Below are 15,534 nucleotides of genomic sequence, written 5' to 3' on the forward strand. Positions count from 1 at the left end.
CGGATGTCAATGCGTCGCGCCAGGCTAACGGCTGTGTCCGACATTGAGCCGGGTCGGTACAGACTCGGTACAGGATCAACGAGGTTGTGTCCGGCGCGGGACGCGGGCCCCGGGGCGGGGTTCCGCGTCCCTGAAAGGTTTCTTCCGGCGCGCTGTTTTCGCCACCGCTCCGTCATTCCCCGCGGGTGACGGGCAGATGCGGCAGCCGGTCGGCGGCGACGACCCCTTCGAGATAGCCGCGGGCCCGCTCGGTGCGCGGATAGGCCTCCAGCAGCCGCCAGAACCGTGGCCCGTGGCCCGGTACGAGCAGATGGGCCAGCTCGTGCACGAGGACGTAGTCGACGACGTACTCCGGCATGCCCTGCAAGCGGTGCGACAGCCGGATACTGCCTTCCGCCGGGGTGCAGGAACCCCAGCGGGTGTTCTGGTTGGTCACCCAGCGCACGGACGCCGGTCTGGCACGGCCGTTGAAATACTGGGCGGAGAGCCGCTCGGCCCGCTCCGTCAGCTCGCTGTCGCCGAGGACGCGCTTGCTCTCCTGCGCGGCGAGTTTGTCGAGCATCACGGTGACCCAGCGCCGCTCCTCCGCCTCCGACATCCGGGCGGGGATGAGCACGATGGTCCGGTCGCCCTCGCGGTACGCCGAGACGGTTCTTCGGCGGCGGGCGCTCCTGCGGACCTCGACAGCACTCGTCCCCGAGCCGCGTGGCGGGCGGCTTGCGGACTCCCCCGCGAGGCGAGGGGAAGAATCGGCGGGCACGCCCCGACGTTACCCGCTGTATGTGGGGGAAGTCCCGCCTCCGGGACAGTTCGATCTTGATCCACTCCCTGCCCCGAAGAATTTGAACGATTAATGCCCCCGCCTGTGGATAACTTTCGGCACTTCCGCGCGCCGCCTTGCATTCTGGATGCCGGATCTCCTGAAGGAATCCGGAAGATCAGCGGGCGGAAATCGAGGGAGGCCGATATGCATCCGATGGTGAAACCCGCGCTGCGGCGTGCGTGGCGGGAGCGGCAGACGGTGCAGTTCGGGGTCACACCCGCGCATGCGGTGCTGGTGGGTCCCGTCGATACGGCCACGGGCAGTTTTCTGGAGTTGCTCGACGGCACACGCGGGCTGCCGCTGCTGCGGGAGGAGGCACGCGCGATGGGACTGCCGGAGGGCCTGGCCGATTCGCTGGTGGAGCGGCTGGCCACGGCGGGCGTGCTCGACGACGCGGAGGCGGGCGGACGGGGGGCCGACGGCTCACGGCGGCGGACGGGCGCCTTCGAGCGGATGCGGCCCGATCTCGCGGCCCTCTCCGTCGTCCACCGGGAGCCCGGGGCGGGGATGCGGCGGCTGGCGGCGCGGCGGGCGGCGCGGGTCCAGGTGCGGGGCGCGGGGCGGGTGGGAGCGGCTGTCGCCGCGGTGCTCGCGGCCTCCGGGGTGGGGCGGGTCGATGTGCTGGACGGCGGGTTCGCACGGGAGGAGGACGTGTCGCCCGGCGGCCTGCCCGCCCACTGTGTGGGGGAGCGCCGGGACACGGCGGCGCGGCAGCTGGTCCGGCGGTCCGCGCCCGGCCGGGGGCCGGATGCGCGGGAGCGGGGGGAGCCCCGGGGCGAGGGGGAGCCGGGCCTCTCCCTGGTGATCGTCGCCCCACGGGACGGGCTCGCGGCCTATGCCCCCGACCAGGCGGCGGCCGAGCCCTGGATCGCCACAGGCACTCCCCATCTCTACGCGGGCGTGATCGAGGCCACAGGAGTGGTCGGACCGCTGGTGCTGCCCGGCGGGACGGCCTGCGCGGGCTGTGTGGCGCGGGCACGGGCGGACCGCGATCCCGGGTGGCCCAGGATGGTGGCGCAGTGGCGCTCGGGGCGCCGGCCGGCCGGCGCCCCGGCCTGTGATCTGGGGCTGGCCACCACGGTGGCGGGGCTGACGGCGGCGCACGCGCTGTCCTTCCTGGACGGTGAGCTGCCCGCCAGTACGGGTGCACGATGGGAGGCGTCGCTTCCCCTGCTGGACTGGCGATCGGAGCGGCTCGTCCCGCATCCGGACTGCTCCTGTGGTGCGGCCGGACGGACGGACGAGGGTGCGCCTGGCCGGGACGGGGGCGCCGCAGGACACAATGGCGGAGTATCCGCCACAGGCGGCACGGCTGTCTGGGACTTGGAGGGGCTTCATGTCTGATCTTCCCCGGAAGGCGGTCACCCGGACCGCCAAGCTGGCCACGCTGCCACTGGGCTTCGCCGGACGGGCCACCTGGGGCCTCGGCAAGCGGATCGGAGGGAAGTCCGCGGAGATCGTCGCCCGGGAGCTTCAGCAGCGCACGGCGGACCAGCTCTTCAAGGTGCTCGGAGAGCTGAAGGGCGGCGCGATGAAGTTCGGGCAGGCGCTGTCCGTCTTCGAGTCGGCGCTGCCCGAGGAGATCGCCGGGCCCTACCGGGCGGCGCTCACCAAGCTCCAGGAGGCGGCGCCGCCCATGCCGGTCCGCGCGGTGCACGCGGTGCTGGCGGAGCGCCTCGGCGAGGAGTGGCGCGAGCTCTTCCTGGAGTTCGAGGACAAGCCCTCGGCCGCGGCGTCGATCGGCCAGGTGCACCGGGCGGTGTGGCACGACGGACGCCAGGTCGCGGTCAAGGTGCAGTATCCGGGGGCCGGTGAGGCGCTGCTCTCCGATCTGGCGCAGCTCAGCCGGTTCGCCCGGCTGCTGGGGCCGCTGATCCCGGGGATGGACATCAAGCCGCTGATCACCGAGTTGCGCGACCGGGTCTCCGAGGAGCTGGACTACGCACTGGAGGCCGAGGCCCAGCGCGAGCACGCGGCGGAGTTCGCGGGCGACCCGGATGTGGTGGTGCCGGAAGTGGTGCACCAGGGCGAGCAGGTGCTGGTGACGGAGTGGATCGACGGGATTCCGCTGTCGGAGGTGATCTCCGACGGCACACCGGAGCAGCGCGACCGGGCGGGACAGCTCCTGGCCAGGTTCCTCTTCTCAGGCCCGGCACGCACCGGTCTGCTGCACGCCGATCCGCATCCGGGCAACTTCCGGCTGCTCCCGCCGGCGAACCCCGCCGAGGACGGCACGGACGGGGAGGACACCGCGGACGCGGACAGCGCCGAAGGCGGTGAACTCCGGCTCGGGGTGCTGGACTTCGGCACGGTGGACCGCCTGCCCGGCGGCCTTCCCGGGATCGTCGGGGAGACGCTGCGGCTGACGCTGGAGGACGACGCCGAGGCGGTGTACGACCTGCTGCGCGAGGAGGGGTTCGTCAAGGAGTCCATCGATCTCGACCCGGACGCGGTGCTGGACTATCTGCTGCCGATCATCGAGCCGGCCGCGGTGGACGAGTTCACCTTCACCCGGAGCTGGATGCGCGATCAGGCCACGCGGATCGCGGATCCGCGGTCACCGGCCCACCAGTTGGGCAAGCAGTTGAACCTCCCGCCGTCGTATCTGCTGATACACCGCGTCACGCTGAGCACCATCGGAGTGCTCTGCCAGCTCAACGCGACCGTACGGCTCAGGGACGAACTGGAGGCCTGGCTGCCCGGGTTCGTGGCGGATCCGTTCATACCGGAACAGCAGGACGCGCTGGAGGAGACGGAAGGGGCCGAGAGCTAGGGCCTCTCGTTTGGATCTTGCCGGGCTCGCGTGCCCCGGCGAACCCTTGGCCCCGGCCGGGGAAAGCGGTGCGGGGGCCGGTCCCTCGGGACCGGCCCCCGCACCGTGACGGTGATGTGCGCCGACGGCTGGTCGCCTACTGCATGACGGCCATGGCCAGCGCGCGGCGGGCGCGCATCGATACGCGCTCGGCGCGGCGCTGCATCCGCCGGGCGGCGACCAGGCGCGCGGCCCGGCGTTCCGCGTCGGCTTCACGCAGGCGCTCGTTCATATGCGCGCGCGCCATGGCTTCTGGGATGAGTTGCATCTCACGGGTCCTGTTCTGACGCGAGTCGTTCGCGCCCGTTGTGCTGACGGCTGGGGTGGCGGAGCCGGACGGCTCGCTCAGGGAAGAGGTCATCGGAGCCTGCTTCTGGGGATCGTGCGTGAAGGGACGGTCGATGGTTCCGGTGGCGTTCATGCCGTGACCGGGTTCTTGCGGGGACGGCCACGCGGCCGCTTGCGGGCCACGACCACGCCCTGGACGAAGAGTTCGCCACCCCACACGCCCCACGGCTCACGCCGCTCCTTGGCGCCGGCGAGGCAGGCCTCGACCAGCGGGCAGGTGCGGCAGAGCGCCTTGGCGTACTCGACATCGGCGGGGGACTCGGCGAAGAAGACCTCCGGGTCGTAGGCACGACAGGGAACGGGTACGCCGAGGCTCTCGATGGCGTCGTCGAGCGCGGTGAGCGCGGTGAGCGGAGTCAAGGTGGAGTCCTCCGTGGGGACGGGCGGGGAGATCGTTTCGGAAGGCGGTACGGACGGGGCGTGCGCTTCGAGTTGCACGGGTTTCGTTCCTCGTCTGGTCGGTCCGGCCTGTTTGGCCGGGTGTCGGCTGGTACCGAGTAGTGCTAGTTCCGAGGCCCCTTCGTCTCTGTCTCTCCCGTTCGGGACAAACAGAAGGGCCGCGGATCCCGGGTGGGGTTCCGCGGCCCTGAAGGCGCCGGCCTGATGGTGGATCAGGCTGGATCACTCCAGGGTTCGAGCCCACGGAAGGCCCACATCGTGTGGTGCTGCGTCTGCCGCTTCGTTTCGGCACCGGTCGCCGCAAAGGCATAGGCCTTGGCCGCTGCCGCTGCTACTCCTGCTTCCAGTGCCTTGGTCGGTCGCTCATTGCGCTCGCTGACGGGAAGACCCGACAGAACGACAGGCCGGACGACGGAGACGCCGGACAGACCTGTGGCGATGAGTTCGGAACCGGAGAAGCCGAGCGAGCACACGGAGACGACCGAGCGATCGGTCAATTTGTCGGTGCCGACAAAGGTGCTGCGGATGATGCTGATCACTGGAATCGCCTCCTCTCGGCGTCTCAAGGACCGGCCTGGGCCAGTCGCACGTATAGCGGACAGGTACTGCTTTGGTTAAGTAGAGCACGGGGACAGGGCTTCGGTGAAGCCCGCCGTTCCCGTGGTTAAGAACCTATGGGGATTCCCCGGGCGGGCGCAAACTATTTTCTCGACGAGTTTGCATCAGTCCTCCACGGCGTCCGCCACACGCTCCTCACCTGCGCAGATGGCCAGAACATCGGCTCCGAAGCGGTCCAGCTTGCGGGCGCCGACACCGGCGATCGCGGTCAGCTCACGCTCGCCGGCCGGTACGGCCTCGGCGATCGCCATCAGCGTCTTGTCGGTGAACACGCAGTAGGCGGGCTGTCCCAGCCGCTTCGCCTGGCCGGCGCGCCAGGTGTGCAGCCGCTCGTAGAGCGCCTCGTCCATGTCGGACGGGCAGTCCTCGCAGCGCATGAGCTTCATCTCGCCGGCGTCGGTCAGTGTTTTGCCGCAGACCCGACAGATCACCGGGCCGCGCCGCTTGCGCCGGCCGACGGCGCCGCCGTGCTCCGGGGAGCCGCCCGGGAGCGCCCCCGCGCTTCGCCGCGCCGGGGCCGTGGAGCCCGGACGCAGCCCGTTGAGAAAACGGGTGGGGCGACGGGAGGCCCGGCCTCCCGGAGAGCGGGAGAGCGCCCAGGAGAGGCTGAGATGCAACCGCGCCCGGGTGACCCCGACATAGAGAAGCCGGCGCTCCTCCTCGATCTGCTCATCGGTCTTGGCGTAGGTGATCGGCATCATGCCCTCGGCGAGCCCCACCAGGAACACCGCGTCCCACTCCAGGCCCTTCGCCGCGTGCAGCGAGGCGAGTGTGACGCCCTGCACCGTGGGCGCGTGCTGGGCGGCGGCGCGCTCGTCGAGCTCCGCCACCAGATCGGCGAGTGTCGCCCCCGGCTTCGCCCGGACGAAGTCCTCGGCGAGACGGACCAGGGCGGCCAGGGACTCCCAGCGGTCGCGGACCGCGCCCGAGCCCGCCGGGGGCTCGCTGGTCCAGCCCTTGGTGGAGAGCACCGCCCGGACCTGCGCGGGCAGTTCGACGACATCGTCGAGCAGGGAGTCGTTGCCCCCGAAGCGGGCCGCACCCCGCAGGGCCGCGCCCGCCTCCCGCACCTCCTGGCGCTCGAAGAATCGCTCCGCGCCCCGGAGCTGGTAGGGCACGCCCGCGTCGGCCAGGGCCTGTTCGTAGACCTCCGACTGGGCGTTGATCCGGTAGAGCACCGCGATCTCGCCGGCCGGGACGCCCGCGGCGATCAGATCGCGGATCCTGCGGGCGGTGCCCTCGGCCTCGGTGGGCTCGTCCGCGTACTCCGTGCAGACCGGCTCGGGGCCCGGGTCGCGCTGCGAGATCAGTTCGAGCCGGTGCTCGGCGGCCCGGCCGCGAGCCTGGTTCAGCAGGCCGTTGGCGAGATGGACGACCTGGGGCGTGGAGCGGTAGTCCCTGACCAGTTTCACCACGGTGGCGCCCGGGTGGCGGGTGCGGAAGTTCAGCAGGTGGTCCGGGGTGGCGCCGGTGAAGGAGTAGATCGTCTGGCTGGCATCACCCACGACACACAGGCTCTCCCGGTCCCCCAGCCAGAGATCGAGCAGCCGCTGCTGGAGCGGGCTGACGTCCTGGTACTCGTCGACCACGAAGTGCTGGTACTGGCGGCGGATCTGGTCGGCGATGTCGTGCCGGTCCTGGAGGATGCCGACCGTGAGCAGCAGCACGTCCTCGAAGTCGATCACCGAACGGTCCCGCTTGAGCTGTTCGTACATCCCGTAGATCTGGCCGATCTCGGCCGGATCGCGCGGGGCCTCGCGGACGGACTTCGCCACGGCGGCGGGATAGTCGGCCGGGACGGTCTGGGTGACCTTGGCCCACTCCAGCTCGCCGGTGACATCGCGCAGTTCGTTGCGGTCGAGCCGGAGCCGGCAACGCGCCGCGGCCTCGGCGACGAGCTGGACCTTGCGGTCGAGCAGCCGCGGCAGCTCCCCGCCGACCGCCTTGGGCCAGAAGAACTGGAGCTGGCGCAGCGCCGCCGAGTGGAACGTGCGCGCCTGGACACCGCCCGCGCCGAGCTGGCGCAGCCGTCCGCGCATCTCGCCCGCGGCCCGGTTGGTGAAGGTGACGGCCAGCACACTCGCGGGCTGGAGTATGCCCGCGCGCACGCCGTAGGCGATCCGGTGGGTGATCGCGCGCGTCTTGCCGGTGCCGGCCCCGGCCAGCACACAGACCGGACCGTGCAGGGCCGTGGCGACCTCGCGCTGCTCGGGGTCGAGCCCGTCGAGCACCGCGTCGGCGTCGCGCGGCGGCGCCACGATCTGGCCGCCCTCGGATTCCCGGGGAAGGTGCGGGAAGAGTGGGGAGTGCGTTGCTGCTGTCACCCCGCCATGCTGCCAGGTCGCCCGGGACGGGTGCGGCGGTTGTCCACAGGGGAGCCGTGCCGGTCGTATGAGCACACCCGCCGGATCCACCCGCCGGAGACACCCCCGGATACGCCGGCCGGACATGCCCGCCGGTCCGGGAAGCCCGTACCGCGTCCGTACGGGAATGGCGGCCGGGCCCCGTACGTTCGAACAGAATGCGGACGACCAGACGACGCATTCGGCGAGCCAGAGGAGCGCGAGAGACATGCCGGGCACTGTGACGATGTACAGCACCACATGGTGCGGATACTGCCGTCGGCTCAAGGGCCAGATGGACCGCGAAGGCATCGCGTACACCGAGATCAACATCGAGCAGGACCCGGATTCGGCGGCCTTCGTCGAGAAGGCGAACGGCGGCAACCAGACGGTGCCGACGGTGCTGGTGGTTCCCGCCCAGGGAGGCTCTGAGGTCGTCATGACGAACCCGAGCCTTGCCCAGGTGAAGCAGGCGCTCGGCGTCTGACCCATATGACGCACACGACCCCCGACCGGCCTGGCGCCGGATCGGGGGTTTTGTATGCCCGCCCTGTGCGAGGCGGCTCGGCGGTAGCGTGATCGACATGACGACCGAGGGCGAGGCGGACTGTGAGGCGCTGGTCGGAGGCATGGTGAACGCGGGGGCGGTCTTCCGCCGGGGTGCGTTGGTGGAACGCCCGGCACCGCGGAACGCACACGCCCTCCATTCCCACCTCCTCGCGCTGAAAGAGCACGGCTTCGACGCGGCTCCGACTCCCGTGGGTCTGACTGCTGACGGTCGTGAGCAGCTGACCTTCATTCCTGGCGACGTGGCTCTGCCACCGTTCCCGCCCTGGGTGCTGACGACAACCGCTCTCGAATCGGTGGGGATCCTGCTGCGCCGCCTGCATGCGGCCGGCGCGACCATCCCTGTCGACAAGGACGTCGAGTGGCCTCAGGACCTCGCCGACCCGGAGGGAGGAACGCTGTTGTGCCACAACGACGTGTGCCCGGAGAACGTCGTCTTCCGCGACGGTCGTGCCGCCGCCTTGATCGATTTCGACCTGGCAGCTCCGGGCCGTCCTCTCTGGGACGTGGCCATGGCCGCCCGCTACTGGGTTCCCATGCTTGATCCGGTATCCGCGGCCGCCCTGCATCCCGCCGCATTGGACGCGCCGGCACGGCTGCGGATCCTCGCCGACGGCTACGGCCTCTCGGCGGGAGAGCGCGCCGAATTGCCCGGCGTGATCGAACAGGCCACGGTGATCTGCCGGGCCTTCGTCGCCCGCCGCGTGGCCGACGGTGATCCTGTCTACCTCCAAGCGCTGGCCGACCGTGGCGGATGGGAACGCTGGGACCGCGTGCAGGCCTGGCTGACCGACCACCGCGAGACGTTCACTGTCGCGCTGCTGGACTGACGTGCTCGGGCGCTGATCCCCCTCACACCTGCCGAGGACTACCGGTCCACACCGACGCCGGACGCCACGTGTGCGACCTTGCCGATCAGGAGTCCACAGCGCCCGCGGCTCTGTCGCGAGCGGTCACCCGAGCCCCCGCGGGAACGATCCCGGCGGGGGCTCGGCCGGCGGGCAGCCGCTCAGCCCTCGGGCAGCCGCTCGGCCGTTGGGCGGGGGCTCGGCCCCGACGGCCGCCCTGTCGTCGCGTCGGGCGGCCGCTCGCTCGCTCGCGGTATGCCGTGCCCTATGCCCTATGCCCTATGCCCTAAGGGTCAGTTCGCGGGCTTCGGCAGGGGCTTGCCGTACCACAGCTCCACCAGGCGCGCGGCGATCGAGATACCGGCGGGCGGGAGGATCTCGCCCGACTCGATCGCGGTCCGCAGATCCTCCCGGGAGAACCAGCGCGCCTCCTCGATCTCCTCGCCGTCCACCGTGATCTCGGACGACGTGGCGCGGGCCATGAAGCCGAGCATCAGGCTCGACGGGAACGGCCAGGGCTGGCTGGCGATGTACTCGACCTCGCCGACCGTGACACCCGCCTCCTCGAACACCTCGCGGACCACCGACTGCTCGATCGACTCGCCCGGCTCCACAAACCCCGCCAGCGTGGAGAAACGGCCCTCCGGCCAGTGCACCTGACGGCCCAGGAGCGCGCGGTCCTCCTCGTCGGTGACCAGCATGATCACGGCGGGGTCGGTACGCGGATAGTGCTCGGCCCCGCAGGCCGGGCAGCGGCGGATATGACCGGCCGCGGCGATCACGGTGCGCTCGCCGCAGCGGGAGCAGAAGCGGTGCAGCCGCTGCCAGTTCTCCAGCGCCACGGCATGCGCCATCAGACCCGCGTCCCGGGCCGACAGCAGCATTCCGGCCTCGCGCAGCCCCGCGGCCCGCGCCGACTGGTCGATCCGGCCCGGGAGCGTGTCCTTCTGGAGCGCGAAATAGCGCACCCCGTCCGCGTCCGTACCGAGGAAGTAGCGGTGGGCCTCGGTCACGGGCGCCTCGAAGGACGGGATCATGACGAGTTCGGTACGGCCGTCGGGGGTGTCGTCGATCAGCACCTGGCCGCCCGACACCACGAAGACCCTGGTCGTCGGATGGCTCCACGCCGCCGCGAGCCAGGCCTCGTCGAGCCGGTGGTGCGCCGCGCGGTCGATACCGCTCGGAGCGGTCAGGCCGATGGGTCGGTGTGCGGTGGCGTCACTGCTGATGGTGCTCACAGGTACTTCCAACTCCCCCGGATGGATTGGGTTTCTGATCAGCGGAGTGTGCGGCGAGGTCGTCGGCGGCGGCCTTAGCGCAGAGCGGTGGCAAGGTCGCCCCAGAGGTAGGCCGTCGTCTCCACGCCCTTGAGGAGGAGATCCAGTTCGACCTTCTCGTCGGGCGCGTGCCAGCCGTCGGACGGTACGGAGATGCCCAGGAAGAGGACCGGGGCGCCCAGCACGTCCTGGAGGTCGGCGGCGGGTCCCGAGCCGCCCTCGCGGGTGAAGCGGACCGGCCGGCCGAAGGCACGGCCCATGGACCGTACGACCGACTGGAGCGCGGGATGGTCCAGCGGGGTCAGACAGGGGCGGGTGGCCGCACCGAAGCTGATCTTGTGGCGGATGCCCGCGGGGACACGGGCGTCGATCCATTCGCGTACGGAACGCTCGACGCGGTCCGGGTCCTGGCCCGCGACCAGCCGGAACGACAGCTTGAGCAGGGCCGAGGACGGGATGATCGTCTTGCCGCCGGGGCCCTGGTAACCGCCCGCGATGCCGTTGACCTCGGCGGTCGGACGGGCCCAGACACGCTCCAGGGTGGAGTATCCGGCCTCCCCGAGGGTCCCGTGGGACAGGGCCGTACGGAGCCACTCCTCCTCGTCGAAGGGCAGCTCCGCGAGGAGGGCGCGCTCGGCGTCGCCGAGGTCGGCGACCCCGTCGTAGAAACCGGGGATCGTGATCCGTTCGTGCTCGTCGTGCAGTGCCGCGACCAGGCGGGCGGCAACGGTGGCCGGGTTCGGGACGGCGCCGCCGAAGGATCCCGAGTGGATGTCCTGGTCGGGCCCGTACAGCTCGATCTCGCAGTCGGCGAGACCGCGCATCCCCGTGCAGACGGTCGGGGTGGACTCGGACCACATACCGGTGTCGGAGACGATCACGGCGTCGGCGGCCAGCCGGTCCGCCTGCCGCTCGACCAGGGCGCGGAAGTGCGGGGAGCCCGACTCCTCCTCGCCCTCGACGAGCAGCTTCAGATGGACGGCGGGGGTGGTGCGGCCGGTGGCGGCGAGATGCGCCCGTACCCCGAGGGTGTGGAAGAACACCTGGCCCTTGTCGTCGGCGGCGCCGCGTCCGTACATCCGGCCGTCCCGGACGACCGGCTCGAACGGGTCCGTGTGCCAGCCGTCCTCGCGGGCGGCTGGCTGTACGTCGTGGTGGCCGTAGACCAGCACGGTCGGAGCGTCCGGATCGGCGGAGGGCCACTCGGCGAAGACGGCCGGAGCGCCCGGGGTGTCCCAGATCTCGGCGACCGGGAAGCCGGTCTCCTTGAGCTTCTCGGCGAGCCAGTCGGCACTGCGCCGCACATCAGCGTCGTGGTCGGGCTGTGCCGATACGGACGGAATGCGCAGCCAGTCGGCGAGGTCGTCGAGAAAGGCCGCACGGTGGGTGTGGATGTACGTACGGACGACGCTGTCCGGGGTGTCGCTCATGATGTCGAGCCTAACGGGCCCGGGGAGCGGTCTCGTCTGCCGGTTCCGGGGATCCCCCGTCCGTGGGCATGTCGGAGCCGTCGTGGGAACCTCCCACGTCGTCGGGCGGACGCCCTGCGTCATGACGCCCTGTGTCATCGGGCGGATCCTCCGGGCCCCCGGTCAGGATGCGTTCCAGCTCGGGGCGGCCGGGAAGGCGGTCGGGACGGACGACCTCCCCGGTCCGTACGTAGAGGAACGCGGCCGTCACGGCGGACGGCGGGAGGCCGTGCTGCTCGGCCCACGCGAGACGGTAGACGGCGAGCTGGAGGGGGTCGGCGGTACGGGCCCGGCCGGTCTTCCAGTCCACGATCTCGTACGTACAGGTCTCCGAGCCGGTCACCGGATCGGGGTGGACATGGCGGTAGACGGCGTCGATACGGCCCCGGATCACCCGGCCCGCGAGGGTGAGATGGAAGGGCTCCTCCACGCGGTACGGCGTGCGCCGGGCGTACGGGGTGCGTTCGAACGCCTCCTTCAGCGCGGCCAGGTCGCGCTCGTCGGCGATCTCCGGCTCGTCCTCCTCTCCCCCGGGCAGTTCGTCGGGGCCGAGCATCGGCAGCGGCAGCTCCTCGAACCTCGACTCCACCCAGGCGTGGAAGCGGGTACCCCTGCGGGCGGCGGGCTGCGGCGGACGCGGCATGGGGCGGGCCAGCTCATGGGCGAACCCGTCCGGGTCGGCGGCGAGACGGAGGAGCTGGGAGGCGGAGAGGGAGGGCGGTACGGGGACGTCGCGGACGGAGGCGCGGGCGCGGCGCAGCTCGCTGGTGAGGGCGTCGAGATCACGGTCCCAGGAGGCGAGGGTGCGGAGCTCTTCGGGGGTGAGGTGCGGGTCGGGGCCGGCGGGGGCCGTCTCCCCGCCGCCGCTTCCCTGGACGGGGGCCTGAGCCTCGGGCAGGTCCCCGGCTCCCCGGGCGGCCGTCCCACCGGACGGGGAACGGGGACCGGGCACCCGGGGATCCGCGGGGCCCCGCCCGGCTCCGTCCCGGGCGCCGGCGGACGGCGCGCGCGTGGTGGCCCAGCCGTCCCAGTCGGCAAGATCGCCGTCGTCAGGACCGGCGTCATCGGGATTAGGACCGGCATCGGGAGGACCGTCGTCCGACGGCTCGGCGTGGAACGGATCATCCTCGAAAGGGTCGGCGTCGAAAGGCCCGGCATCGGACGGGCCGGCCCCGAACGGCTCGGCATCGGGGCCGGACGGCTCCTCCGGGTTCGCCGGGTCCGCCGGGTCCGACTCCGCCGGGTCCGCCGGGTCGAACAATCCGGCTGCCTCGGCCGCCTCCGCCAGGTCGTACGGCTCCGACCCGGCGTACGGCTCCGACGCGGCGTACGGTTCGTCCGGCTCGCGGGGCCCGGGGGGCTCGGTCGCGGCGTGGGGCGTGAGGTGGGGCTCCGGTGCGGCCCCGGCCTCGTTCGCGGCGCCGTTCTCTGCGTCGTTCCCTGTGTCGTTCCCGGCCTGCTGTCCCTCCCGCCTCAGCAGCTCCTCCATATGCGCCAGGACCGTGTCCGCCGCCTCCCGGCGGCGGGCCAGGGACCGGGCGTCCAGGGGAAGGGGCCAGGCGTGGGGGGTGGTCTCCGCGCGCAGGGACGGGTTCTCGTCCGTCTCCTCCGGTGCGTCCGCCCATGCCTCGATCTCGCCGTGCCCGGCCGCACAGTGGTCGTACAGGGCGTGCAGAAAGTCCGACGGGCCGCGCGGGCGCTTCTGGGTCGGGCCCCACCAGTGGCCGGAGCCGAGCAGCAGGGAGCGCGGCCGGGTGAAGGTGACATACCCCAGCCGCAGCTCCTCCGTGTGCTGGTGCGCCTTCATCGCGTCCTTGAAGGACTTGAGCCCCTTCGCGTCCCAGGACGTCACATCCGGCAGTGTCGCCGCGTCACCGCGCAGCGCGTGCGGCAGGACCTTCGGCTGGGACGTCCACGCCTCGCGCGCCCGGCCGCTGGGGAACTGGCCCGTGACGAGTCCCGGCACGGCGACCACGTCCCATTCCAGCCCCTTGGACTTGTGCGCGGTGAGGACCTTGACGGTGTTCTCGCCGCCCGGGAGCGCGTTGTCCAGGCCCTTCTCGTACTGCGCCGCCGTCCGCAGGAACGCCAGGAAGGCCAGCAGTCCCGCCTCCCCGTCGAGCGCCGCGAAGGAGGCCGCGATATCGAGGAAATTGCTCAGCGTCTCGCGGCGGCGGGCGGCCAGGGCGTGTGGTGACGCGGACAGCTCGACCTCAAGGCCGGTCGTCGCCAGTACGCGGTGCAGGACATCCATCAGGGGGTCGGCCAGGGACCGGCGCAGCTCCCGCAGCTCGGCGGCCAGCCGCGCGAAACGGACCCGTGCGGCCGCCGAGAAGGGCAGTCCGTCGTCCGGGGCGCCCGCCGACTCCAGGAAGGTGTCGAGGGCGTCCGCGAGTGAGATCACCTCGGCGGGATCGGTGCCCTCGACCGCCGCGGCCAGCCGTGCGTCGAGGTCGTCCTCCCCGTCCTCGCCGCCGCCGCGGTGGACCAGCAGCCGGGCCCTGCGTCCCAGCAGCGCGAGATCGCGCGGCCCGATGCGCCAGCGGGGGCCCGTGAGCAGCCGTACGAGCGAGGCGTTGGCGCCCGGGTCCTGGAGGACCTCGCACATGGCGACCAGATCGGCGATCTCGGGGAGATGGAGCAGCCCGGACAGACCGACGACCTCGACGGGCACCTCGCGGGCCACCAGCGCGCCCTGGATCTCCGGGAAGTCCCCGGCCGTACGGCACAGTACGGCGATCTCGCCCGGCTCCTTGCCCGTGCGCACGAGATGGGCGAGGGAGTCGGCGAGCCACTCGATCTCCTCCGCGTGCGTGGGGAGCAGGGCGCAGCGCACCACGCCGTCGCGCTCGGCGCCGGGCGCCGGGCGCAGCGCCTCCACGCCCTCGTGCATCGCGCGCAGGGGCTCGGCGAGTGCGTTGGCGAGGTCGAGAAGACGGCCGCCGCTGCGGCGGTTCTCACTGAGCGAGAACCGGGCGGCCGGGGTGCCGTCGGCGTACGGGAAGTGCTCGGGGAAGTCGTCGAGGTTGGCGACGGAGGCGCCGCGCCAGCCGTAGATCGCCTGGCAGGGGTCGCCGACGGCGGTCACCGCGTGCCCCGTGCCGCCGCCGAAGAGCCCGGAGAGCAGGAGCCGCTGGGCGACGGAGGTGTCCTGGTACTCGTCGAGCAGGACGACCCGGAACTCGTCCCGGAGGATCGCGCCGACCTCGGCCCTGGTCGAGGCCAGCTCGGCGGAGAGCGCGATCTGGTCCCCGAAGTCGAGAAGGTCGCGGGCGCGCTTGGCCTCGCGGTAGCGCCCCACCAGGTCGAGCAGTTCGCCGCGGGCGGCCACCGTCTCGGGGACCTTGCGCAGCTCGGCGTTGCTGAGCCTGGCACCCTCCAGGGTGCGCAGCAGCGCGCTGTCGTACGCGCCGAGCCCGCCGGTGCGCACCAGGTGCTCGGCCAGCTCGGCGTCGAGCGCGAGCAGATCGCTGACCAGGGCGGGGAGCGTCTTGGTCAGGGCCGGATACGGTCCCGGCGCCTCCCGCAGCACACGCGCGGCGAGCTGGAAGCGGGTGGCGTCGGCGAGCAGCCGGGCGGTCGGCTCCAGGCCTATCCGCAGACCGTGGTCGGTGAGCAGCCGGCCCGCGAAGGCGTGGTACGTGGAGATCCGGGGCTCGCCCGGGGGGTGGTCCGGGTCGATGACATCGGGGTCGGTGACCCCGGCCCGTACGAGCGCCTTGCGGACGCGCTCGGCCAGCTCGCCCGCCGCCTTGTTCGTGAACGTGAGCCCGAGGACCTGCTCGGGGGCGACCTGTCCGCTGCCCACCAGCCACACCACCCGGGCGGCCATCACCGTCGTCTTCCCGGAGCCGGCTCCGGCCACGATGACCTGCGGGGCGGGCGGCGCCGTGATGCAGGCCGTCTGCTCCGGGGTGAAGGGGATGCCGAGAAGCTCCTTGAGCTGCTCGGGATCGGTGAGATGTACGGACACCCGGATAGGCTATCCGCCGCCACTGACAACGCCGGGCGGGCCTTGAGCCGCCGCCACG

General features: G+C 72.0%; 12 protein-coding genes. 4 read left to right on the top strand and 8 right to left on the bottom strand.

The genetic code is table 11. The annotated features are described in order from the left end of the window. Nucleotides 1–172: 172 nt before the first annotated feature. On the bottom strand, nucleotides 173–760 hold the full coding sequence (locus ACFYYH_RS04245) for a M48 family metallopeptidase (protein ID WP_388545668.1): 588 nt from the start codon (nucleotides 758–760) through the stop codon (nucleotides 173–175). Between the two features lie 207 nt (nucleotides 761–967). Between ACFYYH_RS04245 and ACFYYH_RS04250 the strand changes: the two genes are divergently transcribed. Both ACFYYH_RS04250 and ACFYYH_RS04255 read left to right on the top strand, forming a co-directional pair. Then, nucleotides 968–2,167, top strand: a complete 1,200-nt coding sequence (locus ACFYYH_RS04250; RefSeq protein ID WP_388545671.1) for a TOMM precursor leader peptide-binding protein — start codon at nucleotides 968–970, stop codon at nucleotides 2,165–2,167. Then, on the top strand, nucleotides 2,160–3,596 hold the full coding sequence (locus ACFYYH_RS04255) for an ABC1 kinase family protein (protein WP_388545673.1): 1,437 nt from the start codon (nucleotides 2,160–2,162) through the stop codon (nucleotides 3,594–3,596). The genes ACFYYH_RS04250 and ACFYYH_RS04255 overlap by 8 nt, the downstream gene beginning before the upstream one ends. 136 nt (nucleotides 3,597–3,732) lie before the next feature. Here the strand turns inward: ACFYYH_RS04255 and ACFYYH_RS04260 are convergent, their stop codons facing one another. From ACFYYH_RS04260 to ACFYYH_RS04275, 4 genes are all read right to left on the bottom strand, one after another. Further along, a complete protein-coding gene (locus tag ACFYYH_RS04260) occupies nucleotides 3,733–4,056 on the bottom strand; it encodes a hypothetical protein (protein WP_388545675.1) in 324 nt (107 codons plus the stop codon). Continuing rightward, nucleotides 4,053–4,421 carry a WhiB family transcriptional regulator gene (locus ACFYYH_RS04265; protein ID WP_388545678.1) on the bottom strand — a complete coding sequence of 123 codons (369 nt, stop codon included), beginning with the start codon at nucleotides 4,419–4,421 and terminating at the stop codon, nucleotides 4,053–4,055. Before ACFYYH_RS04265 ends, ACFYYH_RS04260 begins: the two co-directional genes overlap by 4 nt. 173 nt (nucleotides 4,422–4,594) lie before the next feature. Then, nucleotides 4,595–4,921, bottom strand: coding sequence for a hypothetical protein (locus ACFYYH_RS04270; protein WP_388545680.1), 327 nt, complete (start codon nucleotides 4,919–4,921; stop codon nucleotides 4,595–4,597). 183 nt (nucleotides 4,922–5,104) lie between these two features. Then, nucleotides 5,105–7,324 carry an ATP-dependent DNA helicase UvrD2 gene (locus ACFYYH_RS04275; RefSeq protein WP_388545683.1) on the bottom strand — a complete coding sequence of 740 codons (2,220 nt, stop codon included), beginning with the start codon at nucleotides 7,322–7,324 and terminating at the stop codon, nucleotides 5,105–5,107. A 247-nt stretch (nucleotides 7,325–7,571) separates the two neighbouring features. Here ACFYYH_RS04275 and ACFYYH_RS04280 point away from each other — a divergent pair, with 247 nt between their 5' ends. Both ACFYYH_RS04280 and ACFYYH_RS04285 read left to right on the top strand, forming a co-directional pair. After that, nucleotides 7,572–7,829, top strand: a complete 258-nt coding sequence (locus ACFYYH_RS04280; RefSeq protein WP_388545685.1) for a mycoredoxin — start codon at nucleotides 7,572–7,574, stop codon at nucleotides 7,827–7,829. Between the two features lie 97 nt (nucleotides 7,830–7,926). After that, nucleotides 7,927–8,739 carry a phosphotransferase enzyme family protein gene (locus tag ACFYYH_RS04285; RefSeq protein WP_388545687.1) on the top strand — a complete coding sequence of 271 codons (813 nt, stop codon included), beginning with the start codon at nucleotides 7,927–7,929 and terminating at the stop codon, nucleotides 8,737–8,739. A 311-nt stretch (nucleotides 8,740–9,050) separates the two neighbouring features. On the opposite strand, the gene nudC is transcribed toward ACFYYH_RS04285, so the two are convergent. From nudC to ACFYYH_RS04300, 3 genes are all read right to left on the bottom strand, one after another. After that, nucleotides 9,051–9,995: an NAD(+) diphosphatase gene (nudC, locus tag ACFYYH_RS04290; protein ID WP_388545689.1), complete on the bottom strand. Its 945-nt coding sequence runs from the start codon at nucleotides 9,993–9,995 to the stop codon at nucleotides 9,051–9,053. A gap of 74 nt (nucleotides 9,996–10,069) precedes the next feature. Beyond that, nucleotides 10,070–11,464 (bottom strand): dipeptidase, encoded by a 1,395-nt coding sequence (locus ACFYYH_RS04295; RefSeq protein WP_388545691.1) that lies wholly within the window; start codon nucleotides 11,462–11,464, stop codon nucleotides 10,070–10,072. 10 nt (nucleotides 11,465–11,474) lie between these two features. After that, nucleotides 11,475–15,476 carry a UvrD-helicase domain-containing protein gene (locus tag ACFYYH_RS04300; RefSeq protein WP_388545692.1) on the bottom strand — a complete coding sequence of 1,334 codons (4,002 nt, stop codon included), beginning with the start codon at nucleotides 15,474–15,476 and terminating at the stop codon, nucleotides 11,475–11,477. Nucleotides 15,477–15,534 lie beyond the last annotated feature (58 nt).

The sequence above is a fragment of the Streptomyces sp. NPDC002018 genome (assembly GCF_042890865.1).
Lineage (GTDB): Bacteria > Actinomycetota > Actinomycetes > Streptomycetales > Streptomycetaceae > Streptomyces.

What these genes read in the sequence shown, in the direction of transcription:
- ACFYYH_RS04250 (WP_388545671.1), top strand. Translation starts at nt 968, where the DNA reads ATGCATCCGATGGTGAAACCCGCGCTGCGGCGTGCGTGGCGGGAGCGG.
- ACFYYH_RS04255 (WP_388545673.1), top strand. Translation starts at nt 2,160, where the DNA reads ATGTCTGATCTTCCCCGGAAGGCGGTCACCCGGACCGCCAAGCTGGCC.
- ACFYYH_RS04260 (WP_388545675.1), bottom strand. Translation starts at nt 4,056, where the DNA reads ATGAACGCCACCGGAACCATCGACCGTCCCTTCACGCACGATCCCCAG.
- ACFYYH_RS04280 (WP_388545685.1), top strand. Translation starts at nt 7,572, where the DNA reads ATGCCGGGCACTGTGACGATGTACAGCACCACATGGTGCGGATACTGC.
- ACFYYH_RS04285 (WP_388545687.1), top strand. Translation starts at nt 7,927, where the DNA reads ATGACGACCGAGGGCGAGGCGGACTGTGAGGCGCTGGTCGGAGGCATG.
- ACFYYH_RS04295 (WP_388545691.1), bottom strand. Translation starts at nt 11,464, where the DNA reads ATGAGCGACACCCCGGACAGCGTCGTCCGTACGTACATCCACACCCAC.